Raw genomic sequence first — 19974 nt, 5'->3', positions numbered from 1 at the left:
GTCAGGCCTCCTTGTTCATGAGCTCGACGAACCGGTCGAAGAGGTAGGCCGCGTCGTGCGGGCCCGCGGCCGCCTCGGGGTGGTACTGCACGGAGAAGCTCTTCAGCTCGCCGGTGGGCGTGCGCAGCTCGAGACCCTCGACCACGTCGTCGTTGAGACACACGTGGCTGACCGTCGCCTCGCCGTACGGCGTCTGGACACCGTCGTCCAGCGGCACCTCCCCCGGCCATTGGACCGCGAACCCGTGGTTGTGCGCGGTGACCTCGACCTTGCCGGTCGTGCGATCCATGACCGGCTGGTTGATGCCACGGTGGCCGTAGGTCAGCTTGTAGGTGTCGAAGCCGAGCGCGCGGCCGAAGAGCTGGTTGCCGAAGCAGATGCCGAAGTAGGGCAGGTCCTGGGCCAGCGCTCCCTGCAGCACCTCGATCTGGTGGGTCGTGGCGGCCGGGTCGCCGGGACCGTTGGAGTAGAAGAGGCCGTCGGGCTGCACGGCGAGGACGTCGTCCAGGGTGGAGGTCGCCGGCAGGACGTGCACCTCGATGCCGCGCTCGGCCATGCGGTAGGGCGTCATGGTCTTGATGCCGAGGTCCAGGGCGGCCACGGTGAACCGCCTCTCGCCCTGCGCGGGGACGACGTAGGCGGTCTTCGTCGAGACCTCCCCGGCCAGCTCGGTGCCGCTCATCTGCTCGGCGCCCCTGACCCGGTCGAGGAGCGCCGCGGGGGTGGTCTCGGTCGAGGAGATGCCGACGCGCATGGCGCCGCGCTCGCGCAGGTGGCGGGTCAGCGCGCGGGTGTCGACGCCGGAGATGCCGACGACCCCCTGCGCGCGCAGCTCGTCGTCGAGGCTGCGGCGCGAGCGGTGGTTGCTGGGGATCCGCGCGGGGTCGCGCACGACGTACCCGGCGACCCAGATCCGGGAGGACTCCTGGTCCTCGTCGTTGACCCCGGTGTTGCCGATGTGCGGAGCCGTCATCACCACGACCTGGCGGTGGTAGGACGGGTCGGTCAGGGTCTCCTGGTAGCCGGTCATACCGGTGTTGAAGACGGCCTCGCCGAACGTCTCGCCCACGGCGCCGTAGGCGTCCCCGTGGAAGGTGCGGCCGTCCTCGAGGACGAGCATCGCAGGACGCGGCTGGGTCTGGGCATGCACTGGCACGCCGTACCTCCTTCTCCGCCTCGCGGGACGGATCGTTAAAGGATGTTCGAACCCCGCGACCCTATCAGCGGCGTGTCGGCCCGACGTCGGGCCCGCGCCCTGGCGAGGGCACCCGCATGGCCCTTGCCGGTGACAGGAACCGGGTGTAACGCTTGTTGAGCGGAGGTGCAGAGCGGCCTTGAAGCAGGTCCTGCCCCGCCGCTCTCGGGAGGTGGACGTCGTGAGCTCGATCCTGAAGACCCGGTCGGCGAGGGCGCTGCTCGTCGCCGTCGTGCTGACCCTGACCAGCGTCCTCCTGGTGGTGGGGCCCCCGGCACAAGCCGACCCGATCCTCGGGGGGGACCCGACCCCGCCGGCGCGCTCGGCGTTCACCGAGCTGCAGATCCTGCCCATCACCGGGTCGCAGGGCGTGATCGGCACCAGGGCCTACTTCGCCCCGGACGGCTTCGACCCGCTCAACGGGTACCCGCTGACGCTGCCCCCCGGGTCGACGCCCAGGACGGAGGGCTCCTACCTGGGGCTCATCCCGACGCGCGACGCCGACGGGGAGACGGTCCTGACCTACTGCATCGACGCGTTCACCTCCACCCAGGCCGGTGTCACCTACGAGCGTGGCACCTGGGACGAGACCAACGTCCGCAACCTCGGCTACATGGGCTACCTCCTGGCGCGCTACTACCCGACCCAGCCGCTGCCCGCGGGCGTCCCCAACAACGTCAAGTCCGCCGCGGTGCAGGCCGCGATCTGGTACTTCAGCGACAACCTGGTGCTCGATCCCACCGAGGAGCCACAGCTGTACGCCCTCACGTCGGCCATCGTCGACGACGCCCTCGCGAACGGGCCGGAGAGCGAGCCCCCACCACCGGCACTGAGCGTCTCGCCGGCGTCCGCGTCGGCCCCGTCGACCGGCGAGCTGGTCGGTCCGTTCACGGTCACCGCGGACGGCCCCTCGACGCTGCGCCTCGAAGGGGTGGAGGTCTTCAGCGACGCCGCGGGCACCCAGCAGCTGGCGGCGGGAGACACGGTCCCCGCCGGTGCGCGGCTCTGGGTCCGCACGGTCAGCCCCGACACGCCTCAGGGCTTCGCCCTCGAACGCGAGCTGACGGTCCCGGAGAGCACCGTCTACGTCTACGACGGCGGCATTCCCAATAGGTCGGACGCCCAGAGTCTGATCCTCGCGCAGTCGGCCAACATCGAGGTCGTCGCCGGGGTGCGGATCACCCCCTTCGCCGTCGGAGGCATCGACGTCACCAAGACGATCAGTGGTGCGGGCGCCGGGCTGCAGGACCCGGTGGTCATCCGCGTCGTGTGCACCAGGGCCGACGGGGGCACGCCGGTCGAGCGGCGGGTCACGATCCCTGCTCGCACCCGCGCCGGCTCCCGGACCGTCGCGCTCACCGGGCTGCCCGCCGGGGCCTCCTGCAGGATCACCGAACCGCGCAACGGCGAGAATCGCCGGGTCAACCTCACCGCGAGCTCCATCGAGCCGAGGAACGTGACGATCGCCGAACCCGCGGCCGTCCCGGTAGCGGTCCGCAACGCCTACCAGGCCCAACCGAGCATCCGGAGCCGCACCTCCGACAAACGGGTCAGGCCGGGTGAGCCTCTCTACGACCGGGTCCGCCTGACCGGTCTCGCTCGGGGGACGACAGTGCCGGCGACGGCCCGTCTCTACGGCCCGTTCGCCTCCCTGTCCGCGGCGACCTGCCGGCCGGGGACCCTGGCGCGCACGGTCACCTGGCGCGCGGGCGCCGGGTGGTCCCGGACGCCGACCGTGCGGGTGCGCGCACCCGGTGTCTACACCTGGCGGGTCAGCACGCGGTCGACCACGGCGAACGGTGCCACGAGGACGCCGTGCGGCGTGGCCGCGGAGACCACGACGGTCGCGAAGGCGCCGTACCGGGCTCCGGTGGTCAACGGCGGGTTCTCCGGCTTCCTGCCCCGCTCCGACACGTGGTCCGCGCGCCTGGCGCCGACGATCATCCGGGCCCCGGGGATCGGCCTCCGTGCCACCGTCACGCCCACTGTGATCCGGCGTGGACTGATGCGCCTACCCGGGAACGTGGGCGTCACCAGCTGGCTGCGCAGGTCGGCGGCGCCCGGTGACCGGATCGGCGCTGCGGTGGTGGCCGGTCACGTGTCCGACCGCCAGGACCGGCCGGGTGCGCTGTGGGGTCTGAGTCGAGCCAAGGTGGGTCAGGTCGTCACCGTGGTGAAGAACGGAACGACCCACCGATACAAGGTGAGCAGCACCGCCAGATTCGAGCGGACGCGGCGCCTGCCGCAGCGGTTCTTCACCACCACCGGCACCCACCGGCTGGTGCTGATCAGCTGCACCGACCGGGTCGTCTACGACAACGGGCGCTTCCACTACACCAAGTACCAGGTGGTGGTCGCCAAGCCGGTCGGCCGGCAGAGATAGGCACGGCCTGGCTTGGCCGACCGCCCCCGGCGCCGCCCCTGGGGACTCGGTCGGTCAGACCCCCGCGGTCGCCATCGCCTGTGCCGTCAGCTCCACGGAGCGCAGCCGGGCCTCGGTGGTCGGGGCCTGGTGAGCGGTGATCAGCTCGTCGGCGCCGACCCGGGCGGCGAAGGCGCGCAGGTAGCCGCCGATCTGGTCCGCCGTACCGATCGCGGCGTAGGTGAACATCTGATCCACGTGCGTGTCGGCGCCCCGGCGCAGCAGCACGTCGGCCTCGACGTCGGAGAGGTCCTCGCCCCCGCCGAAAAGCCCGACCGCCATCGAGCGCCGCATCGCGACGTGGTGCTCGTGCGCCTGCTCGGTGGTGTCGGCGGCGATCACGGTGACGCCCGCCACGACGTACGGAGCCTCGAGCTGGGCGGAGGGCCGGAACTCCCGGCGGTACGCCGCGACGGCGGCCTCCAGCGCCTGCGGCGCGAAGTGGCTGGCGAAGGCGTAGGGCAGCCCGAGCTGCGCGGCGAGGTGGGCGCCGAACATGGACGAGCCGAGGATGTAGAGCGGCACATGCGAGCCGCGGCCCGGAACCGCTTGCACCCCCGGCACCCGCGACTGCCCCGTGAGGTAGCCCTGCAGCTCCAGGACGTCCTCGGGGAACCGGTCGGAGGACGCCGGGTCGCGGCGCAGGGCGTACATGGTGTTCTGGTCCGAGCCGGGCGCTCGGCCCAGGCCCAGGTCGATCCGGCCGGGATACATCGCCTCCAGAGTGCCGAACTGCTCGGCGATGGTCAGCGGCGCGTGGTTCGGCAGCATGACTCCGCCGGCGCCGAGGCGGATCGACGAGGTGTGCGCGCCGACGTGGGCGATCAGCACGCTGGTCGCGGAGGACGCGATGCGCGGCATGTTGTGGTGCTCGGCGTACCAGACCCGGCGGTAGCCGCTCGCCTCCGCCTGTTGGGCGAGGGCGACGCTGGCCGCGATGCTGCTGCGGGCGCTCTCCCCCTTCGCGATGGGGGCCAGGTCGAGGACGGACAGGGTGAGGCTCATGCTGGCCCGAACACCGGGAGCGCCGGTTCCCTTCCCGCGGCGCTCAGGCGAGCTTGCCGTCCAGGACCGTGGCCTTGCCGCGCAGGAAGGTCGCGACCACCCGGCCGGGCAGCTCCATGCCGGCGTACGGCGTGTTGCGGCTGAGCGACGCCGACGCCGACGCCTCGATGGTGCGGCGGGCGGCGGGGTCGTACAGCACCACGTTGGCCGGGGCGCCGACCTCGATCGGGCGGCCGTGGTCGGCCACCCGGCCGATGCGCGCCGGGGCGTACGACATCCGCTCGGCGACGCCGGCCCAGTCGAGCAGGCCGGGGTCGACCATCGTCTCCTGCACGATCGACAGCGCGGTCTCGAGGCCGAGCATGCCGAACGCCGCCGCCGCCCACTCGCAGTCCTTGTCCTCGTGGGGGTGCGGGGCGTGGTCGGTGGCGACGATGTCGATCGTGCCGTCGGCCAGTCCGGCACGCAGCGCCTCGGTGTCGGCGGTGCTGCGCAGCGGCGGGTTGACCTTGTAGATCGGGTCGTAGGTCTCGGCCAGGTCGTCGGTCAGCAGCAGGTGGTGGGGGCAGGCCTCGGCGGTGACGTCCCAGCCCTTGCGCTTGGCCTCGCGCACGATCTCGACCGAGCCGGCGGTGGAGACGTGGCAGACATGCAGCCGGGAGCCGACGTGCGCGGCGAGCAGGCAGTCGCGGGCGATGATCGCCTCCTCGGCGACGGCCGGCCAGCCGGTCAGGCCCAGTCGCCCGGACAGCTCCCCCTCGTTCATCTGAGCGCCCTCGGTCAGGCGCGGCTCCTGCGCATGCTGGGCGATGACGCCGTCGAACGCCTTGACGTACTCCAGTGCCCGGCGCATCAGCACCGCGTCGCTGACGCACTTGCCATCGTCGGAGAAGACCCGGACCCGCGCGGCCGAGTCGGCCATCGCTCCCAGCTCGGCGAGCTGCTCCCCCGCCAGGCCGACGGTGACCGCGCCGATCGGGTAGACGTCGCAGTAGCCGGCCTCGCGGCCCAGCCGCCACACCTGCTCCACGACCCCGGCGGTGTCGGCGACCGGCTCGGTGTTGGCCATCGCGTGCACGGCGGTGAAGCCGCCGAGCGCCGCGGCCTGAGTGCCGGACTCCACGGTCTCCGCGTCCTCGCGACCCGGCTCGCGCAGGTGCGTGTGCAGGTCCACGAGACCCGGCAGGGCGATCAGCCCGGCGGCGTCGATCACCTCGGCCTCGGGCGAGGACGCCTCGGCGCCGATCGCGGCGACCACACCTGCGTCCAGCAGCAGGTCGGTCGGCTCGGCCCCGAGGATGGAGACGTTCTGGATCAGGTACGCGCTCACGCGTCGTTCTCGCTTTCGTCGACGCCCGTGACGCCCTCGGCGCCACTGAGCAGGAGGTAGAGGACGGCCATCCGGACGGCGACGCCGTTGGTCACCTGCTCGACGATCACCGAGCGGTCGGAGTCGGCCACGTCGGCGGTGATCTCCATGCCGCGCACCATGGGGCCGGGATGCATCACGATCGTGTGGTCCTGCAGCGTGCGCATGCGCTTGCCGTCGAGACCGTATCGGCGGGAGTACTCGCGCGCCGTCGGGAAGAACGAGGCGTTCATCCGCTCGCGCTGCACGCGCAGCATCATCACCACGTCGGCCTTCGGGATCACCGCGTCGAGGTCGTAGGAGGTCTCGACGCCCCACGTGTCGATGCCGACCGGCAGCAGCGTCGGCGGGGCGACCAGCGTGACCTCGGCACCGAGGGTCTGCAGCAGCAGCGCGTTGGAGCGCGCCACCCGACTGTGCAGCACGTCGCCCACGATCGCGACCCGGCGCCCGTCGAGACCGCCGCCGTCCTTGGCGAGGTGGCGCCACATGGTGAACGCGTCCAGCAGGGCCTGTGTGGGGTGCTCGTGGGTGCCGTCACCGGCGTTGACGACGCTGGAGTGCACCCAACCCGAGTGCGCGAGCCGGTGGGGCGCCCCGCTGGCGCCGTGGCGTACGACGACGGCGTCGGCGCCCATCGCCTCCAGGGTCAGCGCGGTGTCCTTGAGGCTCTCGCCCTTCGACAGGCTGGAGCCCTTGGCGGAGAAGTTGATGACATCCGCGCTGAGCCTCTTGGCCGCTGCCTCGAACGAGATGCGGGTGCGCGTGGAGTCCTCGAAGAACAGGTTGACCACGGTGCGGCCGCGCAGCGCCGGGAGCTTCTTGATGGGGCGGTTGGCGAGCGAGCGCATCTCCTCGGCCGTCTGCAGGACCAGCTCGGCGTCGTCGCGGGTCAGATCGGCCGCGCTCAGCAGGTGACGCTTCATGCGGGGCTCCCTTCGGTGGGGGCGTCGATGGAGACCGCGTCGACCTCGTCGGTCTCGGCCAGACGGACGCTGACCCGCTCCACGAGCGAGGTGGGAAGGTTCTTGCCGACGAAGTCGGCGCGGATCGGCAGCTCGCGGTGGCCGCGGTCGACCAGGACCGCGAGCCGGACCGCCTCGGGGCGGCCCACGTCGTTGAGCGCGTCGAGGGCCGCGCGGATGGTGCGGCCGGAGAACAGCACGTCGTCGACCAGGACGACGACCTTGCCGTCGATCCCGCCCTGGGGGATCTCGGTGGGCAGCAGCGCCCGGGCGGGCTTCATCCGCAGGTCGTCGCGGTACATCGTGACGTCGAGGGAGCCGACGGGGACCTCGAGGCCCTCGACGGCCGAGATCCGCTCGGCGATCCGCACGGCGAGGGGCACACCGCGGCGCGGGATACCCAGGAGCACGAGGTCGCCCGCGCCCTTGTTGCGTTCGAGGATCTCGTGCGAGATCCGGGTCAGCGCCCGGGCGATGTCACGGGCGTCGAGAACCACGCGGCCGGTGGTCTCGGCGGGGGCGGGCTGTCCTGCAGGCTGGGCACACACGAGCTGCGCTTGACCTCCTTCTCCGCCTCACCGGACGGCTCGTTAAAGGATGTCGATCGGGCTTCACCCTACCGTGTCAGCGGCGGTTACGTTGGATCTCCCCACCTCAGGAGGTTCTCGTGGCAACCCTGCCCTTCCCCGACGCCGTGCGCGATCTGCTCCGACAGCCCAACCCCGCCGTGGTCGCCACGCTGCGATCCGACGGCCAGCCGGTCTCGGTGGCGACCTGGTACCTGCTCGAGGACGACGACCGGGTGCTGCTCAACATGGACCACACCCGGGTCCGCCTCAACCACCTGCGCACCGACCCGCGCGTCTCGCTCACGATCCTGGCCGCCGACAACTGGTACACCCACGTCTCTCTGCTCGGCACCGTGGTCGAGTTCAAGGACGACGAGGACCTGGCCGACATCGACCGGCTCAGCACCCACTACGGCCGTTCGCCGTACCCGGACCGCGAGAGCCCGCGCGTCAGCGCCTGGATGCGGGTCGACCGCTGGCACGGCTGGGGCGCCGCCCGCACCGACTGACCCGTCAGTCGGCGAAGGCCTGGGAGGCCGCGTCGACGAAGGCGTCGAGATCGTCGGGGTTGCGGCTCGTGACCAGGGTCCACTCGTTCTCCGTCGAGACCACGGCCTCCTCGTCGACCCAGGAGCCGCCGGCGTTGCGGATGTCGGTCTGCAGCGAGGGGTACGACGTCAGCCGCTTGCCGTCGAGCACGTCGGCCTCGACGAGGGCCCATGGCCCGTGGCAGATGGCGGCGATCGGCTTGCCGTCGTCGGCGAACGCCTTCACGAACGCCACCGCGTCGGTGTCCAGGCGCAGGGCGTCGGCGTTGGTGGTGCCGCCGGGGAGCACCAGGGCGTCGTAGTCGTCGGCGTCCGCGTCGCTCACCGCGAGCTCGGCCTCGAAGGTGTCGGCCTCCTCGACGTCGTTGGTGAACGCCTGGACCTTCCCCGCCTCCGGCGCGATGAGCGTGGTCTCGGCGCCGGCGGCGCGGAACGCCTCCCAGGGGGTGGTCAGCTCAGGCTGCTCGACACCGGAGTTGTCCAGCAGGAACGCGATCTTCTTGCCTGTCAGGTCTGCGGTCATGGCTTCCGGTACCCAGCCCCCAGCCACCACATGACCCTCACCCGACGTCGATCAGCACCTTGCCGACCACGCCGGCCTCGACCGCGTCGTGCGCGGCCGCGGTGTCCTCGAGCGCGAAGTGGTGCAGCGGCACCCCGGCGTCCTCGCCGACGCGCAGCGCACCGGCACCGACCGCGTTGCCGATGTCCTCGGCCGCGGCACGGACCAGCTCGCGGTCCAGGGTGTAGAGCAGCAGGAACTGGTAGCTCAGGTTGCGCGAGAACGTCGGCCGGATCTCGATGTCGAACGTCTTCCCGCCGTTGTCGGCGTAGATCGCCACCGTGCCGTGGTTGCGCACGACGGCCAGGTCGAGGGGGTTGTTCTGCGCCGGGGCCACCTCGACGGCCAGGTCGACGCCGTCGGGGGCGAACGCGAGGATCTCCCGCTCCGCGTCACCGGTGCGGTAGTTGACGACGTGGTCGGCCCCCGCCGCGGTTGCGAGCGCGGCCTTCTCGTCGCTGCTGACGGTCGTCACGACGCGGGCGCCGGACCACCGCGCCAGCTGGATCGCCGCGTTGCCCACCGCGCCGGCTCCCCCGGCCACCAGCACCGTGCGACCCTCGAGCGCCCCCGGCCCGAGCCGCCTCGGCCCGAACTGCATCGAGGTCAGCGCACGGTGGGCCGTCACGGCGGGCACGCCGAGGCTCGCGCCGAGGTCGAAGCTGGCTGTGTCGGGGAGTGGTACGACGAGCTCGGCCGGCTGGACGGTCAGCTCGACGGCCGTGCCGTAGGGGCGGCCGTACTGGGCGAGCACCAGCCACACCCGGTCCCCGACGGCCAGCCCGTCGACTCCCTCACCCACGGCATCGACGATGCCCGCCCCGTCCTGCCCCGGTGCGACCTCCTCGTAGCCCAGCGACGCACCGGTGCGGAACTTCCAGTCCGTCGGGTTGACGCCGGCGCGGACCAGACGCACCCGTACCTCACCCGGCCCCGGCTCGGGCACCGGTCGCTCGACGAGGTGCAGGACGGAGGAGGGACCGGTCTCGGTGTAGACGACTGCGCGCATGTTCACCCCAAGTCCTCAAGCTCCCCCGATGTTCCCCGCTGTCCCCGCTGACCCGTCAGAGAGTTCTGACGGGCCGGCGTCAGAGAGCGGCCGCCATGCCGGCGCAGGCCTTGAGCCATGACATCTTGGTGGCCTCGGACAGCTGGGCGTAGGGCACGACCGAGCCGGCGACGAGGGCGGAGTCGTACGGCACCCGGTAGACCGCGCGGGTGCGCTGCTCGTAGACCTGCACGAGGTCGTGCGCGAGCTTGCTGTCGACCTGCGGAGAGGGGTCCGAGAGCACCGTGACGGCCTTGTACTTCAGATTCTGCATGCCCGCGTCCTGGAGTGCGTCGAGCATCCACAGGCCGCTGTAGCCGGTGTCCTCGCGCACCGTGCTGGTGACGACGAGCAGGTCCGCGGCGTCGGCCGAGGCCAGCCAGTTCTCGGCGCGCATGTTGTTGCCGGTGTCGACCAGGATCACGCGGTAGAAGCGCTCCAGCAGGCGGTGCACGGCGTTGAAGTCGTCGGCTCGGATGGTCCCGGTGACGTCGGGGCGCTCGTCGGAGGCCAGCACGTCGAAGTGCGCGTCGCCCTGGGAGCGCACGAACGCCCCCAGGTCGCCGATGCGCGACTGGTAGACGTCGCTGAACCGCTCCAGGTCCTCGAGCAGCTCGCGGGTGGTGTTGCGGTGCGAGCTGCGGGTGCCGCGGATGCCGAGGGTGCCGCGGGTCTCGTTGTTGTCCCACGCTACGACGCCGCCACCGCGCACGGTCCCGAAGGTGTAGCCGGCCGCCAGCACGCCGGTGGTCTTGGCCGCACCGCCCTTGGGGTTGATGAACGCGATCGTGCGCGGGCCGTCGAAGTCGCGCTGGATGGCGCGGCGGCTCTCCTCGTACTCGAGCTCGTCCGGGCCCATCTTCGGCGCGATCAGGCCGCCGGTCCACCGGCGCATGCGGCCGCGCCAGCCCCACGTGGCCGGGCCGTGCTCCTTCTCGCTGTCGCGGCGGTCCAGGAAGTCGGTGGCCGTCATGAACCGGCGCACCTCCGGGTCGCTGAGGTCGGGCGCCGGCTCTGCGGCTCCCGCGGTCGAGTCCACGGCGGGAGCAGAAGGCGCGCTGTGGTGTCCCGCCGGCGGGGCAGGCGGGGCCGGCGGGGCAGCCGGGGCCGGTGGGCGCTCGGGTGCCGCAGGCGCAGCGGCGAACGGCGCGGCCGGCGGCGGCGGCGGCGGGGCGGCGCCGGGCGGCGGTCCCACCGTGGGGGCGGCCAGGGACGCGGACACCGCCGGCGGGCTCGGCGGCCCCGACGGTGCCGCCGGCGCACTCGGGGTGGGCGGCATCGGCGGCGGCGCGGCGGGCGGGGGCCCGGTGGGATAGGCCGGCAGCGGGTCGGTGAGCGGGTCCGTCAGCGGGTCGCCGTGGACCGCGGGCGGCGGCGCGGCGTCCTGCTGCGCGGCGTAGGCGGTCAGCTCCTCGGGCGTGTACAGACGGTCGCTGGTGTCGGAGATGTCGTAGTCCTCCGGGACCGGCGGGTCCTGCTGGGTCATCTGGTTCCTCCGTTTCGGGCCGAGGGGTCTCGGGTGAGGCTGGGTGGGGTCAGAGCCGGCAGGCATGCGTCTCGGCGCGGTCGTCGTACTCGTCCCTCGGCACGGATCCGCACACGTAGGTGCGCGGCCGCCGAGGGACCGACACGGTGCTGAACTTCCCGGTCAGCCGCACGACCTGGCTGCCGTCGTTGTACGGCGCACCGCACCGCGTCGCGGACCAGGAGCCGTGGAGCGCGCTGGCCCCCTGGTACCGCACGAACCGTCGGAACTGGTTCGCCGTGTCGTTGCTGACGTCGTAGGGGAAGGGCCCCGACTCCTGTGGTGGGCCGGACCTCGGCCAGGCCGGACCCGCCGTGCCGAGCACCGCGCGGCGCAGCTCCTCGGGGACCTCGCCCGACGAGGAGGTCACCCGCACGGGGGCCAGGTCGTAGCGGCTGAGCATCTCCTTGCCCGAGGCGGCGGTGCCGGGCGACATCTCGTGGGTCGCGGCGTAGAGCACGACGGCGCTCCGCCGGTGGAGCACGGTCTTCTCCGCGGGGGTGAAGCCCGCGACCGTGCACGGTGCCGCCTCGCTGCTCGGGGACGGCGGCTGCGGCGCTTCGGGCGCGGCCTCGGGGTCCCCCGCGTCGCTGCTGCAGGAGCTGACGGAGAGCGCCAGGGCGAGGCCCGAGGCAAGGGCGCGCCACGTCGAGGTCATGGGCGAAGTGTGTCCACCCGACCGCCCCTCAAACCACGGGGGCCTCAGCTGTCCAGCCCCGCGAGCGCGACCTCGATGGCGCGGTGGAAGGTCGGGTAGGCGAAGTGCATCGTGCGCAGCGTCGCGAGCGGGATCTCGGCGTGCACGGCCGCCGCCAGGAGACCCAGCACCTCGCCGCCGTACGGGGCCACGGAGGAGGCGCCGACGAGCACCCGCCGGTCGGCGTCGCCGACCAGCTTGATGATGCCCTCGTTGCCGACCTGGTGGATCCAGCCGCGGCTGGACTCGGGGATCTGCGCCACGCTGACGACCACGTTCAGCCCTGCCTCGCGGGCCTGGCGCTCGGTCATCCCGACGGAGCCGACCTCGGGGTCGGTGAAGGTCACCCTGCTGACGGCGCGGTAGTCGGCCCAGGGACCGTCCTCGCCGAGGATGTCGCGCACCACGACGGCGGCCTGGTACATCGACACGTGCGTGAACTGGCCCTTGCCGGTGATGTCGCCCACCGCCCACAGCCGCTCCCCCGCCCGCAGCCGCTCGTCGGTCTCGACGACCTTGAGGTCGTCGGCGAGGCCGACGCTCGCCAGGCCGATCCCGCTGAGCTGGGTGCGCCTGCCGGCGGCCACGAGCAGCTGGTCGGCGCTCACGACCTCGCCGTCGGCGAGCGTGACCCGGAAGCCGCCGTCGTGGGCGACGCCCTCGATCCGCACTCCCGCACGCACGTCCACGCCCTCGGCGGTGAGGACGCCGTGCACGACCTCGCTGCTCTCGGGCTCCTCGGGACCCAGGATCCGGTCACCCACCTCCAGCAGCGTGACCCGCACGCCGAAGCGCGCGAAGGCCTGGGTCAGCTCGCACCCGATCGGCCCGGCCCCGATGACGACCATCGACTCCGGCAGCTCAGCGAGCCGCACGACCTCCCGGTTGGTCCAGTACGGCGTGCCCTCGAGGCCGGCGATGGGCAGCGTCGCCGGCACCGTGCCGGCGTTCAGGATCACCCCTCGCGTGGCCACCAGCTCGTGCGCGGACCCGTCGGTGCCCGCGACCAGCACCCGGCCGGGGCCGTCCAGCCGCCCGGTGCCGCGCAGGATCTCGACGCCGGCGTCGGTCAGGCGCTCGACGTGGGAGCTGTCGTCCCAGTGGTTGGTGGCCTGCTTGTCGATGCGCTCCGCGACCAGCCGCCAGTCCGGCGTCACGTCGACCTCGCCCCCGAGGGTGACGGCACGCCGCGCCTCGGCGAGCGAGTCCGCGGCGCGGATCATCATCTTCGAGGGGATGCAGCCGTAGAACGGGCACTCCCCGCCGACCAACCCCTTGTCGACACCTACGACCCGCAGGCCCGCCTCGGCGAGCTTCTGGGCGGCGTACTCCCCGCCGGGCCCGAGCCCGAGCACGACGACATCGACCTCGGTGGCAGCCATGCGCTCAGCCTGCCATGCGGGTCAACGTCAGCTGGGCGAGTCCTGCTTGGCCCGCGCGAACGCGAAGAGCCCGTAGGCGACGATGCCGAGGGCCACGAGCGTGAGCAGCACCGGCCCGAACGGCTGGTCCAGCACCTCGACCAGGGCCTGGTCCAGGCCGCCGGACTTCTGGGGCTCGTGCGTGGCGGCGGCGTAGACGAAGAGCCCGCCGACCACGCCGATCGCGACCCCCTTGGCGGCGTAGCCGGACTTGCCGAACCACTTGAACGCCGTGCCGGTGTTGCCGGCCTGGTCCTCGCCGTCGATCTTCTTCAAGAAGCGCTCCGACCAGGCCGTGTAGATCAGCCAGGCGCCGTAGCCGATGACGGCGACGCCGGCGGCGCCGACGAGCAGCTGCCCCCCGGTGACATCCATGACCTTGGCGGTGATCGACTCGGTCCCACCGCCCTTGCCGCCGCCCGAGCCGGTGGCCACCCGGACCGCGCTGACGCCCACGGCGATGTACAAGATGGCCTTGCCGACCCCCACCGCCCCGGCCTTGAGGCGGTCGGAGTCGTCGTCGGTGGCATGCCCGAGGATCCCGTCGAGGATCCGCCATATGGCCAGCAGGAACATCCCGATCGCCACCGCCCAGACCAGGAAGCCGCCCAGCGGCTGCTCCGACAGCTCCTGCACGGCGCCGCTGCTCGAGGCCTCGCCCGAGCGGTCACCGAAGGCGAGCTGCAGCGCCAGCCAGCCGACCATGAGGTGGACCACCCCGTAGGCGACCAGCCCGATGCGTCCCGCAGTGTCCATGGCGTCGTGTCGATCGGCGTTCATGGACCGCAGCATGTCAGGCCGACCGGCTGCGTTGAATAGCGCCCAGGATCCCGTTGACGAACGGCGGGGACTCGTCGGTCGAGAGCTCACGGACCAGCGCCATCGCCTCGGAGACCGCGACGGTGTCCGGCACGTCCTCGGCGTACAGCATCTCCCAGACTCCGAGACGCAGGACGTTGCGGTCGACGGCCGGCATCCGCTCCAGCGTCCAGGCCTCCGAGTACGTCGACAGCAGCTCGTCGATCTCGCTCTGATGCGCCACCACGCCGCGCACCAGGGTGGCGGTGTAGTCGTTGGTCGGGCCTTCGCCGTCGGCGATGGCGCGGTCGAGCGCCTCGGTGGGCGACTCCCCACGCATCTCCGAGGCGTACAGCAGGTCGAGGGCGCGCTTGCGGGCCTTGGAGCGGGCCCCCATCAGACGACCGCCATCAGGACTTGACGCGACCCAGGTACGACGAGTCGCGGGTGTCGACCTTGACCTTCTCGCCCTGGTTGATGAAGAGCGGGACCTGGATCTCGTGGCCGGTCTCGAGCGTCGCGGGCTTGGTGCGGCCGGTCGCGCTGTCGCCGGCGAGGCCGGGCTCGGTGAACGTGATGACGAGCTCGACCGACGCGGGCAGCTCGACGAAGAGCACCCGGCCCTCGTTGGTCGCCACGATGGCCTCCTGGTTCTCCAGGAGGAAGTTGGCGCCGTCGCCCAGCACCTCGGGCGAGACCTCGATCTGGTCGTAGGTGCCGGTGTCCATGAACACGAACGACGTGCCGTCGTTGTAGAGGTACTGCATCGTGCGGCGGTCGACCGTGGCGGTCTCGACCTTGGTGCCGGCGTTGAAGGTCTTGTCGACGTTCTTGCCCGACTCGACGTTGCGGAGCTTGGTCCGCACGAACGCGGGGCCCTTGCCCGGCTTCACGTGCTGGAAGTCGACGACAGCCCACAGCTGACCGTCGATGTTGAGCACCATGCCGTTCTTGAGGTCGTTGGTCGATGCCATGCGCGCGTGTCAGCCTTCGCTCGGGGGTTCGGTACGCCGCCCGGAGATCTCGCGGGCAACAGCCGACGAGTCTAGTGCTTCGCCACCACGCCTCCTATCGGAGCCCCGCCCTCCATCCGCTCAGCCGCGCGCGACCCGCTCGAGCGCGAGGCGGTAGCCGTCCACCCCGTGCCCCGCGATGACCTCCACCGCGTAGGCAGTCACCACCGACGTGTGCCGGAACTGCTCGGGTCGCTGGTGCGGGTCGGAGATGTGCACCTCGACGAGCGGGGCGGTGAGCTGGGCGCACGCGTCGAGGATCGCGTATGAGTAGTGCGTCCACGCGGCGGCATTGAGGACGACGGCGTCCTCCTCGTCGGCCGCCGCGTTGAGCCAGTCGAGCATCACGCCCTCGTGGTTGGTCTGGCGGACCTCGACGTCCAGGCCGAGCGCCGCGCCCCAGGCCACGCACTGCTCGGCCAGCTGGGCGTGCGTGGTGGTGCCGTAGATCTCGGGCTGCCGCCGGCCCAGCCGTCCCAGGTTGGGGCCGTTGAGCACCAGCGTCCTCACGACCGGCCCCCGGCGACCACGTCGTAGGCCGCGCGCAGGTCCTTCTCCGACGGGCCGGCCAACACGACCGGCCGCCCGACATCCTCGAGCACGACGAACCGCAGCTGCGAGCCGCGCGACTTCTTGTCGACCGCCATGGTGGCCAGGAGCTCGTCGAAGTCGCCGCCACCATAGGTCGTGGGCAGCCCGACCCGCGCGAAGGCGGTGTGGTGGCGGTCTGCCACTTCGGGCGCCAGGAGCCCCGCGGCGCGGGCGAGCTCGGCGACGTAGACGCAGCCGATCGCGACGGCCTCGCCGTGCCGGATGGCGTAGTCCTCGGCCCGCTCGATGGCGTGCGCGAGGGTGTGCCCGTAGTTGAGCGCCTCGCGCCCCGGGTGGCCTCCGGTGCCGCCGGTCTCGCGCAGGTCGGCGACGACGATGTCGATCTTCACCGCGATCGCCCGCTCGACCAGCTCGCGCAGCACCTCGGAGCCGGGCGTCAGCGCCGCCGGGTCGGTCGCCTCCACCAGCCGCAGGATCTCGGGGTCGGCGATGAAGCCGCACTTGACCACCTCACCCAGCCCGGCGACGAGCTCCTCGCGCGGCAGCGACTCCAGGAGCCGCAGGTCGCACAGGACGCCGGCCGGCTCGTGGAAGGCGCCGACCAGATTCTTGCCGGCGCCGGTGTTGATGCCGGTCTTGCCGCCGACGGCGGCGTCGACCATCGCCAGGAGCGTGGTGGGCACGTGGACGACGCGGACCCCGCGCAGCCAGCTCGCGGCCACAAAGCCGCCGAGGTCGGTCGTGGCGCCGCCGCCGAAGGTGACCACCGCGTCCGAGCGAGTGAAGCCGGCCTCGCCGAGAGCCTCCCAGCAGTCGTTGGCGACCGAGGCGGTCTTGGCGCGCTCCCCCTGCGGCAGGCCGAGCACGAGCACGTCGTACTCCTCGCGCAGCGCGTCGAGCACCGGCTGCGCCTGCTCGACGAGCTCCCCGGCGCAGAGCAGGGCGACCCGCTGCACGTCCTCGCCCAGGATGGCGGGGAGCCGTCCGGCGAGGTTCGCGCCGACCACGACGTCGTACGGCGAGGCGCCGCCGACGTGGAGGACACGGTCACTGGTGGTGGCGCTCATGGCAGGGCCTTCTCGATCTCGGCGACGATGTCCTCGGGAGTTCGCTCGTCGGTGTCGACGGTGAGGTCGGCGACGGCGGCGTAGACCGGCGCGCGCTCGTCGAGCAGCGCCTTGATCCGCGAGCGGACGTTGCCGAGCAGCAGCGGGCGTCCGGTGCCGAGGCCCACACGTTTGACGGCCTCGGCCAGCCCGACCCGCAGGAAGACGACCCGGTGGTCGGCCAGCAGCTCGCGCGTCTCGGGGTCGAGCACCGCTCCCCCGCCGAGCGACACGACGCCGTCGTGCTCGGCCAGCACCTCCCGGACGGCGGCCCGCTCGAGCTCACGGAAGTGATCCTCACCGGAGTCGACGAAGATGTCGGAGATCGAGCGCCCTTCGCGGGCCTCGATCTCGGAGTCGACGTCGCGGACGGTCACCCCGAGCGCCTCGGCGAGCAGGGGCGCGACGGTCGACTTGCCCGACCCCATGGGCCCGACCAGGACGACGCTCACCGGAACCTCAGCGTGTCGAGGTAGCTCGCGACGTTGCGGCGGGTCTCCTGCACCGAGTCGCCGCCGAACTTCTCCACGACGGCGTCGGCCAGCACCAGCGCCACCATGGCCTCCGCGACGATCCCCGCGGCGGGGACGGCGCACACGTCGGAGCGCTGGTGGTGCGCCACGGACGCCTCCCCGGTCGCGACGTCGACGGTGCGCAGCGCCCGCGGCACGGTGGCGATCGGCTTCATCGCCGCGCGCACGCGCAGCACCTCGCCGGTGGTCATGCCGCCCTCGGTGCCGCCGGAGCGGCCCGACGTACGCCTGATGCCCTCGTCGGTCGGCACGATCTCGTCGTGGGCGAGCGAGCCCGGCGTGGCCGCGAGCGCGAAACCGTCCCCGACCTCGACGCCCTTGATCGCCTGGATGCCCATGAGCGCCCCGGCCAGGCGGGAGTCGAGACGGCGGTCCCAGTGCACATGCGAGCCGAGGCCCGGCGGCAGCCCGTGCACGACGACCTCGACGACCCCGCCGAGCGTGTCGCCGTCCTTGTGGGCTTGGTCGATGGCGGCCACCATGCCGGCGGACGTCTCGGGATCCAGGCAGCGCACCGGGTCCTCGTCGAGGCGGGCCACGTCGTCGGCCTCGGGCCACAGCCCGTCGGGGGCGCGGACGCCGCCGAGCTCGATGACGTGCGAGACGATGCGGGCGCCCGTGGCCTGCTCGAGGAAGTTGCTCGCGACCCGGCCGAGCGCCACGCGCGCCGCGGTCTCGCGGGCGGAGGCCCGCTCCAGGATCGGGCGAGCATCGTCGAAGTCGTACTTCTGCATGCCGGCCAGGTCGGCGTGGCCGGGGCGAGGCCGGGTCAGCGGGGCGTTGCGGGCCATGGCCTCGAGCTCGACGGGGTCCACCGGGTCCGCGGACATGACCTTCTCCCATTTGGGCCACTCGGTGTTGCCCACCTGCAGCGCGACCGGACCGCCCTGGGTGAGCCCGTGGCGCACCCCTCCGGTGAGCGTGACCTGGTCCTGCTCGAACTTCATCCGGGCGCCGCGGCCGTAGCCGAGGCGTCGCCGGGCCAGGGAGTCGGCGATGTCGTCGGAGGTCACCCGGACATGGGCGGGCAGCCCCTCGAGGATCGCGACCAGGGAGGGGCCGTGGGACTCGCCCGCGGTGAGCCAACGCAGCATGGGGCCAGTCTTTCATTGACGATCCCCGCGCTCGCGCCGGTCACCCCCCGACGAGACTCCGGAGCACCCGCTCGCCCACGCCGACGCCGACGAGGGCGCCCACGAGCATGAACGGCCCGAACGGGACGGCCCGGCGCTCCACCACCCGCAGCAGCGCCAGCAGGCCCCCGCCGACCCCGCCGAGAAGGAAGCCGGCGTACATCCCGACGACCAGCTCGCCCCAGCCCAGGTAGCCCAGCGCGATCCCGAGGACACCCGAGAGCCGCACGTCGCCGTAGCCGAGCCCGCGCGGTTGCACGAACCACAGCAGGAAGAACGAGCCGCCGCTGATGGCCCAGCCCCAGCCGGCCCGCGCCAGGTCGTCCACGTCCCCGGTGACGGCGGTGACGACCACGACGAGCGCGACGGTGAGGACGTACGTCGGCGCGATCACCCGCGTGGGGAGCAGCCGCGTGCGCCAGTCGATGACCGCCAGCGCGACGCCGATCGGGACCAGCGGCACGAGGTAGAGCAGCGGCCACTGCGCGCCCACCGCCGCCCCGATCACCGCACCCGCGACGGCGCAGGCGAGCGCGGCCCTGCCGGCCAGGCCGGGGCGCTCGGCGACCGCCGCGTAGGTCTCCTTGGGCGGCGCCCCGTCCTCGGCGACCACCGGCTCGGGCACCCGCCGCACCAGGCCCGGCACGAGCAGCCCGAGGACACCGCAGGCGGCCATCGCCAGGAGCAGGCCGTCGGGGACCTCGCTCACGCGCTGGACCGCTGACCCAGCTCCCGCTCTCCCGCGGCCCGCATCGCGTCGAGCGGGGCCGGTCGGCCGGTGAAGAGCTCGAACTGCACGGCGGCCTGGTGCACGAGCAGGTCGAGGCCGCCGACCAGCGGTCGCGACCCGGCGCTCGCCGCGATCGGGGTCGGCCACGGGTCGTAGAGCACCTCGAACAGCACCGGGATCCCCGCGGCACGCGCCACGAGCTCCGGCGTCTGAGCTCCGGCGGGGATGGTCGAGACCAGCACGTCACCGGTCGGTACGTCGTCGAGCGAGCCGACCCGCACCTCGGGGACGGACGGGTGCCGGCCGATCGCGTCGAGCGTCTCTTGCGCCCGATCCGGCGAGCGGGCGAGGACGGTCACCGTGCCGGCTCCCAGCTCGCACAGGGCCAGGCCCGTCGACGCCGCCGTCGCGCCGCCGCCGAGCACCGTGCCGGCCCGCACCGGACCGGCGTACCGCTCACGGACGGCGGCTACGGCGCCGGGCAGGTCGGTGTTGTCCGCCGAGATCCGGCCGCCGGCGAGCACCAGGGTGTTGGCGGCACCGACCAGCCGCGCCCGCTCGGTGACCTCGTCGGCCAGTCCTATGGCCTCCCGCTTGAGCGGCATCGTCAGCGAGAGCCCGCGCCAACCCGCCTCCGGGCGCAGCTGCGCCGCTAGCTCGCCGAGCCCCACCCGCACCGCGTCGTAGGTCCAGTCGAGACCGAGCGCCTCGTAGCCGGCCCGGTGCAGCACCGGCGACAGCGAGTGGGCGATCGGGTCGCCCAGGACGGCACACCTCATGACG

General features: G+C 72.6%; 21 protein-coding genes. 2 read left to right on the top strand and 19 right to left on the bottom strand.

From position 1 onward, the window contains the following. Window position 1 precedes the first annotated feature (1 nt). A complete protein-coding gene (gene carA / locus LRP67_RS13015) occupies window positions 2-1120 on the bottom strand; it encodes a glutamine-hydrolyzing carbamoyl-phosphate synthase small subunit (RefSeq protein ID WP_231270653.1) in 1119 nt (372 codons plus the stop codon). A gap of 256 nt (window positions 1121-1376) precedes the next feature. Between carA and LRP67_RS13010 the strand changes: the two genes are divergently transcribed. After that, complete coding sequence (locus LRP67_RS13010) at window positions 1377-3578, top strand: DUF5979 domain-containing protein (protein ID WP_231270589.1); 2202 nt, start codon at window positions 1377-1379, stop codon at window positions 3576-3578. Window positions 3579-3632: 54 nt separating this feature from the next. On the opposite strand, the gene LRP67_RS13005 is transcribed toward LRP67_RS13010, so the two are convergent. Genes LRP67_RS13005 through pyrR form a run of 4 tightly spaced genes read right to left on the bottom strand, consistent with a single transcriptional unit; the run spans window position 3633 to window position 7504 of the window. Then, window positions 3633-4622, bottom strand: a complete 990-nt coding sequence (locus LRP67_RS13005) for an LLM class flavin-dependent oxidoreductase (protein ID WP_231270588.1) — start codon at window positions 4620-4622, stop codon at window positions 3633-3635. A gap of 43 nt (window positions 4623-4665) precedes the next feature. Continuing rightward, on the bottom strand, window positions 4666-5952 hold the full coding sequence (locus LRP67_RS13000; protein ID WP_231270587.1) for a dihydroorotase: 1287 nt from the start codon (window positions 5950-5952) through the stop codon (window positions 4666-4668). Then, the gene (locus LRP67_RS12995) at window positions 5949-6917 is read right to left on the bottom strand and encodes an aspartate carbamoyltransferase catalytic subunit (RefSeq protein WP_231270586.1); all 969 of its coding nucleotides are present in this window, start codon (window positions 6915-6917) and stop codon (window positions 5949-5951) included. The genes LRP67_RS13000 and LRP67_RS12995 overlap by 4 nt, the downstream gene beginning before the upstream one ends. Continuing rightward, on the bottom strand, window positions 6914-7504 hold the full coding sequence (pyrR, locus tag LRP67_RS12990) for a bifunctional pyr operon transcriptional regulator/uracil phosphoribosyltransferase PyrR (protein WP_269217242.1): 591 nt from the start codon (window positions 7502-7504) through the stop codon (window positions 6914-6916). The genes LRP67_RS12995 and pyrR overlap by 4 nt, the downstream gene beginning before the upstream one ends. Window positions 7505-7623: 119 nt before the next feature. Between pyrR and LRP67_RS12985 the strand changes: the two genes are divergently transcribed. Beyond that, window positions 7624-8034 carry a TIGR03618 family F420-dependent PPOX class oxidoreductase gene (locus LRP67_RS12985; RefSeq protein WP_231270585.1) on the top strand — a complete coding sequence of 137 codons (411 nt, stop codon included), beginning with the start codon at window positions 7624-7626 and terminating at the stop codon, window positions 8032-8034. Window positions 8035-8038: 4 nt separating this feature from the next. Here LRP67_RS12985 and LRP67_RS12980 read toward each other — a convergent pair whose 3' ends face one another. The 14 genes from LRP67_RS12980 to LRP67_RS12915 form a co-directional block, all read right to left on the bottom strand. Beyond that, entirely contained in the window at window positions 8039-8596 is a 558-nt protein-coding gene (locus LRP67_RS12980; RefSeq protein WP_231270584.1) for a type 1 glutamine amidotransferase domain-containing protein, read from the bottom strand. 37 nt (window positions 8597-8633) lie between these two features. Further along, window positions 8634-9644, bottom strand: a complete 1011-nt coding sequence (locus LRP67_RS12975) for an NADPH:quinone reductase (protein WP_231270583.1) — start codon at window positions 9642-9644, stop codon at window positions 8634-8636. A 79-nt stretch (window positions 9645-9723) separates the two neighbouring features. Beyond that, window positions 9724-11169 (bottom strand): hypothetical protein, encoded by a 1446-nt coding sequence (locus LRP67_RS12970; RefSeq protein ID WP_231270582.1) that lies wholly within the window; start codon window positions 11167-11169, stop codon window positions 9724-9726. Window positions 11170-11218: 49 nt separating this feature from the next. Then, window positions 11219-11866 carry a hypothetical protein gene (locus LRP67_RS12965; RefSeq protein WP_231270581.1) on the bottom strand — a complete coding sequence of 216 codons (648 nt, stop codon included), beginning with the start codon at window positions 11864-11866 and terminating at the stop codon, window positions 11219-11221. Window positions 11867-11910: 44 nt separating this feature from the next. Then, entirely contained in the window at window positions 11911-13287 is a 1377-nt protein-coding gene (locus LRP67_RS12960; RefSeq protein WP_231270580.1) for an NAD(P)/FAD-dependent oxidoreductase, read from the bottom strand. A 27-nt stretch (window positions 13288-13314) separates the two neighbouring features. Beyond that, entirely contained in the window at window positions 13315-14106 is a 792-nt protein-coding gene (locus tag LRP67_RS12955) for a DUF1206 domain-containing protein (RefSeq protein ID WP_231270579.1), read from the bottom strand. Between the two features lie 13 nt (window positions 14107-14119). Next, window positions 14120-14521, bottom strand: a complete 402-nt coding sequence (gene nusB, locus LRP67_RS12950) for a transcription antitermination factor NusB (RefSeq protein WP_231270578.1) — start codon at window positions 14519-14521, stop codon at window positions 14120-14122. A 13-nt stretch (window positions 14522-14534) separates the two neighbouring features. Next, a complete protein-coding gene (gene efp / locus LRP67_RS12945) occupies window positions 14535-15098 on the bottom strand; it encodes an elongation factor P (protein ID WP_231270577.1) in 564 nt (187 codons plus the stop codon). Between the two features lie 120 nt (window positions 15099-15218). Continuing rightward, entirely contained in the window at window positions 15219-15647 is a 429-nt protein-coding gene (locus LRP67_RS12940; protein ID WP_231270576.1) for a type II 3-dehydroquinate dehydratase, read from the bottom strand. Further along, the gene (gene aroB / locus LRP67_RS12935; protein WP_231270575.1) at window positions 15644-16756 is read right to left on the bottom strand and encodes a 3-dehydroquinate synthase; all 1113 of its coding nucleotides are present in this window, start codon (window positions 16754-16756) and stop codon (window positions 15644-15646) included. The genes LRP67_RS12940 and aroB overlap by 4 nt, the downstream gene beginning before the upstream one ends. Continuing rightward, a complete protein-coding gene (locus tag LRP67_RS12930) occupies window positions 16753-17223 on the bottom strand; it encodes a shikimate kinase (RefSeq protein ID WP_231270652.1) in 471 nt (156 codons plus the stop codon). The genes aroB and LRP67_RS12930 overlap by 4 nt, the downstream gene beginning before the upstream one ends. Before the next feature lie 20 nt (window positions 17224-17243). After that, a complete protein-coding gene (aroC, locus tag LRP67_RS12925) occupies window positions 17244-18422 on the bottom strand; it encodes a chorismate synthase (protein WP_231270574.1) in 1179 nt (392 codons plus the stop codon). A 40-nt stretch (window positions 18423-18462) separates the two neighbouring features. Further along, entirely contained in the window at window positions 18463-19170 is a 708-nt protein-coding gene (locus LRP67_RS12920; RefSeq protein WP_231270573.1) for an A24 family peptidase, read from the bottom strand. Next, on the bottom strand, window positions 19167-19970 hold the full coding sequence (locus LRP67_RS12915; RefSeq protein WP_231270572.1) for a shikimate dehydrogenase: 804 nt from the start codon (window positions 19968-19970) through the stop codon (window positions 19167-19169). Before LRP67_RS12915 ends, LRP67_RS12920 begins: the two co-directional genes overlap by 4 nt. Window positions 19971-19974: the final 4 nt, after the last annotated feature.

It is taken from the genome of Nocardioides sp. cx-169, from assembly GCF_021083605.1.
Classification (GTDB): Bacteria; Actinomycetota; Actinomycetes; order Propionibacteriales; family Nocardioidaceae; genus Nocardioides.
This window is presented reverse-complemented; position numbering and strand designations above follow the sequence as displayed.

Coding starts and splice junctions, on each gene's coding strand:
- LRP67_RS12975 (WP_231270583.1), bottom strand. CDS start 9,644: ATGCGCGCAGTCGTCTACACCGAGACCGGTCCCTCCTCCGTCCTGCAC.
- LRP67_RS13005 (WP_231270588.1), bottom strand. CDS start 4,622: ATGAGCCTCACCCTGTCCGTCCTCGACCTGGCCCCCATCGCGAAGGGG.
- LRP67_RS12995 (WP_231270586.1), bottom strand. CDS start 6,917: ATGAAGCGTCACCTGCTGAGCGCGGCCGATCTGACCCGCGACGACGCC.
- carA (WP_231270653.1), bottom strand. CDS start 1,120: ATGCTCGTCCTCGAGGACGGCCGCACCTTCCACGGGGACGCCTACGGC.
- LRP67_RS12915 (WP_231270572.1), bottom strand. CDS start 19,970: ATGAGGTGTGCCGTCCTGGGCGACCCGATCGCCCACTCGCTGTCGCCG.
- LRP67_RS12930 (WP_231270652.1), bottom strand. CDS start 17,223: ATGGGGTCGGGCAAGTCGACCGTCGCGCCCCTGCTCGCCGAGGCGCTC.
- LRP67_RS12955 (WP_231270579.1), bottom strand. CDS start 14,106: ATGAACGCCGATCGACACGACGCCATGGACACTGCGGGACGCATCGGG.
- LRP67_RS12970 (WP_231270582.1), bottom strand. CDS start 11,169: ATGACCCAGCAGGACCCGCCGGTCCCGGAGGACTACGACATCTCCGAC.
- aroB (WP_231270575.1), bottom strand. CDS start 16,756: ATGAGCGCCACCACCAGTGACCGTGTCCTCCACGTCGGCGGCGCCTCG.
- LRP67_RS12980 (WP_231270584.1), bottom strand. CDS start 8,596: ATGACCGCAGACCTGACAGGCAAGAAGATCGCGTTCCTGCTGGACAAC.
- LRP67_RS12960 (WP_231270580.1), bottom strand. CDS start 13,287: ATGGCTGCCACCGAGGTCGATGTCGTCGTGCTCGGGCTCGGGCCCGGC.
- efp (WP_231270577.1), bottom strand. CDS start 15,098: ATGGCATCGACCAACGACCTCAAGAACGGCATGGTGCTCAACATCGAC.
- LRP67_RS12965 (WP_231270581.1), bottom strand. CDS start 11,866: ATGACCTCGACGTGGCGCGCCCTTGCCTCGGGCCTCGCCCTGGCGCTC.
- aroC (WP_231270574.1), bottom strand. CDS start 18,422: ATGCTGCGTTGGCTCACCGCGGGCGAGTCCCACGGCCCCTCCCTGGTC.
- nusB (WP_231270578.1), bottom strand. CDS start 14,521: ATGGGGGCCCGCTCCAAGGCCCGCAAGCGCGCCCTCGACCTGCTGTAC.